This is a genomic window from Vreelandella nigrificans, from assembly GCF_002374315.1.
Lineage (GTDB): Bacteria > Pseudomonadota > Gammaproteobacteria > Pseudomonadales > Halomonadaceae > Vreelandella > Vreelandella nigrificans.
On the sequence record NZ_NWUX01000048.1, the window covers coordinates 1 to 5,164 of the forward strand.

The window sequence follows — 5,164 nt, forward strand, 5'->3', positions numbered from 1 at the left end:
TTGGGTAACTCATCTGCACGGCCTTGCTGGATCAGGGCAATTTCTTCCACTAGTAGCTCAAGGGTGGTGTGATCCATAACCAAGTGGTGGCTAGGTAGCTGCAGCAACCAGCGCTCCTGCTCAGCATCGTATGCAGCTAGCGCCCGAATCATAGGTGCTTGGCGCACATCGAGGCGATGGTAGTCAGGATCCACCTGGGTGTATAGCCATTCGGCCACACCGCCGGAGGCCACATCTGGCATGGTCGGCCATTCGATATCCAGCATGGCATGTCGATACACCACCTGCACCGGTTCGCGGAGTTCTTCCCAGTACACCGCAGTACGTAAAATATCGTGACGGGCAATGAGCTTATTAAAACCAGAAATAAATGCTTCCAGCCTCTCCCGGCTATCAAAGCCCAGCAGCCGAGGCGTCACATAGGCATCGCCCTCTTCCTGCAGCCGGTGGTGGAAGAGAATCCCCTCCTGTAATGGTGCCAGTGGATAGATATCCTGAATATTTCTAGCACCGCCGGGCACTGCCGCTTCGATGGCACTGATCTCTTCGGCATTGAGTTCAATCAAAGGCAGCATTTCGGGCTGGATTGCCGAGCAGTCATCTGGAATGCAGTTGGGAGGGATGACGATTTCCTGCCGCTCTGATGTCTGTAGTGCCTGGGCGAAGGCCACCAGTTCAGGACATTGGAACAGTGTGCGTACTTGCGTCGTCAGCCCCCGGTGCCGCATTTGCTCCAGCACTTTCAGAGCCAATATCGAATGACCACCTAACTCGAAGAAGTTGTCGTGACGGCCCACCCTTTCGATGCCAAGTATCTCTGACCAGATTTCCGCCAGCGCTTCTTCCACTTCATTCTGTGGCGGCTCATAGTTCGTGCCACTGGCCAAATCCGGCTCGGGCAGAGACTTACGATCCACCTTACCGTTAGCATTCAGCGGCAGTGCATTGAGCGTGACCACGACTCCCGGCACCATATAATCTGGCAACTGTTGACCCAATCGATCGCGTAATTTACTGGTGTCGAGTTCACCGTCGGCTTGGGGAACCACATACGCCACCAGTCTTGAGCCACTAGGGCTTTCTTGGACAACTACCACCGCCTCGCGAATCTCCGGTTGTGATAGCAGTTCAGCTTCGATCTCTCCTAGCTCAATACGTAGGCCACGGATCTTCACTTGATGGTCGAGGCGGCCCAGGTACTCAAGCTGGCCATCCTCCCGCCAGCGCACCAAATCTCCCGTGCGGTAGATGCGTTCGCCCTCGGTGAACGGATCGGCGATAAAGCGCTCCGCCGTGAGATCACTGCGATTGAGATATCCACGGGCCAGGCTTATCCCGCCGAGATAAAGCTCTCCCGCGACGCCCTGTGATACCAGATTGAGCTCACCATCCAAGACGTAGGTGCGGGTACCGCTAATGGGTCGCCCAATGGGGATCTGGCGGTGATCGTCATCATGGCACCACCAGTGAGTAACATGAATTGTAGTTTCGGTGGGGCCATAGAGATCATGCAAGTTGGCACCATCGAGGCACTCAGCTACATCCCGTTGTAACGCAGCTGGAACAGCCTCCCCGCCGCACATAATATGCTTGAGCCGCGTTTTGGCCTTAACATCGGGATAGGCCAGAAAGGCCTTGAGCATTGAGGGCACAAAGTTGAGCGTGGTAACACCGTGCCGCTGGATCAGCTCAATAATGCGCTCTGGATCTCGATGGTCGCCTGGTTGGGCGATCACCAAACGCGCCCCGACACTGAGCGGCCAGAAAATTTCCCAGACCGAGACGTCAAAACCGAACGGCGCCTTGTGCAGTACGGCATCGGTATCAGTGAGCTGGTAGGTCTCCTGCATCCAGACCATGCAGTTGGTCAAGGCATTATGGCGGACAGCCGCGCCCTTAGGCCGACCAGTGGAGCCCGAGGTGTAAATCACATAGGCGAGGTGCTCGCCGTGCAACGTCACCGCTGGATTGGTAGAAGCGTGATGTGCCACATCCAGACAGTCCAACTCAACAACGCTTAGGTCATCAGCTACCGGCAATGACTCGAGCAAGTGTTGCTGAGTCAGCAGCACCTCTATGCTACTATCTTCGGCGATGAAGGCCAGTCGCTCTGGGGGATACTCTGGGTCCAGCGGAACATAGGCCCCCCCTGCTTTAAGAATCGCCAGCAGCCCCACTACCATCTCGATAGAGCGCTCTGCTGCGATACCTAACCGAGTTTCAGGTGTTACACCTATTCCGATCAAATAGTTGGCCAGTTGGTTGGCGCGAGTATTGAGTTCGCCATAGCAGAGTGACTGCTCTTCAAATACTAATGCAGTAGCCTCTGGCGTTACCGCGGCTTGGCGCTCGATCAATTGATGGATTGGCTGAGCATCGGTATACCGGTGTGTGTTTACGCCCCATTCCTGTAATTGTAGCTGTTCATCTTTATCTAGCAGTTCGATATCGCTCAACGCGCGTTCCGGCACCTCTGCCAACGCCTGTAGAATGACTGTATAGTACTGAGCTAGACGCTCAATGGTGGTTACATCAAACAGCTCTTCTGCATAAATGAAGTTTGCCTCCAGGCAACCATCCTTGCCCTCTACCACATTTAGCGTCAGTTCTAACTGAGCTTTTCCCTGCTCCAGCGGCCAGGTACTCAATTCCAGCCCTGGTAGCGACTGCAGTGATCCATGATCTTGCCGCTGGTGATTGAACATCACCTGGAACAGCGGCGTGTGGCTCAGGCTACGCTCGGGCTGAAGCGCTTCCACTAATTGCTCAAAAGGGAAATCCTGATGCTCTTGCGCGCCCAGTGCCGCACGTTTTCCCTGTTCCAACGCCTCAGCCAGACTTAGACGACCATTCAACCGGTTGCGCAGTACTTGTGTATTAACGAAGAAGCCCACTACGCCTTGAGTTTCCGTACGGTGGCGGTTGGCGATCGGTACCCCGACCCGGATATCTTCCTGACCGGTATAGCGATATAGCAGTGACTGGAAACCTGTCAGTAGCGTCATAAACAAGGTGACGCCCTGAGCTTGGGTTCGCTTGCGTAGCCCGTTTATCAATGCCTCTGGAAGCACCACTTGATGGCGAGCAGCGTGATAATGTCCATCGTTGCGGCGCGGACGATTGGTCGGCAGTTGCAGCACTGGGTGTTCGTTGCCAAGTTCCGTCTTCCAGTAGGCAAGCTGGCGCTCTGTCTCGCCAGCCTCCATCCACTGACGCTGCCAGAGTGCATAATCAGCGTACTGAATCGGCATGGCTAGCGGCTGCCATGTCTCACCCGCTACCCGAGCGGAGTAGTCCGCAGCAAATTCATCGATGATCAACTGCATCGACCAGCCATCGGAGATGATGTGGTGCATTACCACTACCAACAGGTCCTCGTCTTCAGCTAAACGCAGTATCCCCACGCGCAAAAGTGGCCCCTGCTCCAAATCGAAAGGATCATTACAAAGCAGAGCAACATGATTATCTATCGCCGCTTCTCGCTCAACCTTCGACATATGGACTAGGTCAACTTCATACCATGCGAAGCTGCTCTCGGCCTGCACCACTTGCATCACCCCACCTTCGCCATCGTCACGGAACACCGTGCGCAATGCTTCATGACGAGAGATCAAAGCAGAAAAGCTACCCCGCAGTGTTTCAGAGTCTAGCCCCCCCTTAAGGGACAAAGCCCCTGTGATATGGTAGGCGCTGCTTTGGGGATCCAAACGCCACAGGAACCACTGGCGAAGTTGAGCATAAGAGGGTGGACAAACTTTCTGTTGTGCTGCAGGACGAGAAAGAATTGGGAACTGGCCGATGCCTAATCCCTGAGCACGAATCTTTTCATAAACCACGCGGCGCTGCTCGGCAGATAATCCGATAAAACGCTCTGCAATACGACGAGTATCGATATTACTCATTGAACGGTATCCATGCTGTCGATGAAGGAATCAATATCGGAGAGCGACTGCTCAAAGGAGTGCTCACTGTTGAGCGTGGAAATGCATTCTGCTAAGTCACGGAGTAGTGGATTTTTAAACACTTGCGATATTTTGAGCTCAACTTGCATATCAGCTTGAATGCGAGCCGCCATTTGCATCGCAAGTAGCGAGTCCCCCCCCAACTCGAAGAAATTGTCGTGTCGTCCTACCCGTTCGACATCAAGTAGCTCTGACCAGATTTCCGCCAGCGCTTCTTCTACCTCTCCCTGAGGCGGCTCATAGTGCGTGTCACTGGCCAAATCCGGCTCGGGCAGGGCCTTGCGGTCTACTTTGCCGTTGGCATTCAGCGGCAGTGCATCAAGGGTGACTACGACTCCCGGCACCATATAATCCGGTAGCTTTTGACCCAGCGCCTCACGCAGTAGGGTGCTATCAAGCTCACTACCGGTCTGGGGAGCCACATAGGCCACCAGCCTCGAACCACTGAGGCCGTCTTGGGCTACCACCACCGCCTCGCGAACCTCCGGCAGAGCTAATAGCTCGGCTTCAATTTCACCTAGTTCGATCCGCAAGCCGCGGATCTTCACTTGATAATCAAGACGGCCCAAGTACTCAAGCTGACCATCCTCCCTCCAGCGTACTAGGTCGCCGGTGCGGTAGAGGCGTTCCCCCTGTACAAAAGGGTCGGCGACAAAACGTTCTGAGGTAAGGTCAGGGCGATGCAGGTAGCCCCGTGCTAAGCCCACGCCACCGAGATAGAGTTCACCCGCGACCCCAGGCGGCGCCAAGTTAAGGTCTCCATCCAGTACGTAGGTACGAATGCCGGCAATCGGTTGACCGATCGCTACCTGGTTGCGCCCATCGTTTTGGCAAGTCCAGTGGGTAACATCAATAGCCGCTTCGGTGGGACCATAGAGGTTGTAGAGCGACGCATGAGACAAACGGGCAAATACCTGATTTTGCAGCTCCGCTGGGAGCGCTTCGCCGCTGCATACCAGGCGCGTCAGGCTGGTGCAGGTCTCGACCTCTCCATGGGCCAGGAAGGCCTGCAACATTGAAGGTACGAAATGTAGCGTGGTGATCCCGTGGGTACGGATCAATTCGACCAGTTGGACTGGCTCGCGGTGAGCACCTGGTGGTGCCATCACCAGTCGGGCGCCCTGTATTAGCGGCCAGAAGAATTCCCATACAGAAACATCAAAGCTGAAGGGCGTTTTCTGTAACACCACATCGTCGACAGT

2 protein-coding genes are annotated in these 5,164 nt (G+C 55.0%); both read right to left on the minus strand.

Translation table 11 applies throughout. The features are described 5' to 3' along the window. Positions 1-3,902 (minus strand): non-ribosomal peptide synthetase (locus CPA45_RS22345; RefSeq protein WP_133066818.1); only part of this gene is annotated, 3,902 nt, incomplete at its 3' end. Beyond that, on the minus strand, positions 3,899-5,164 hold a 1,266-nt coding region (locus tag CPA45_RS22350; RefSeq protein WP_165771609.1), incomplete at its 5' end, for an AMP-binding protein. The genes CPA45_RS22350 and CPA45_RS22345, both read right to left, overlap by 4 nt.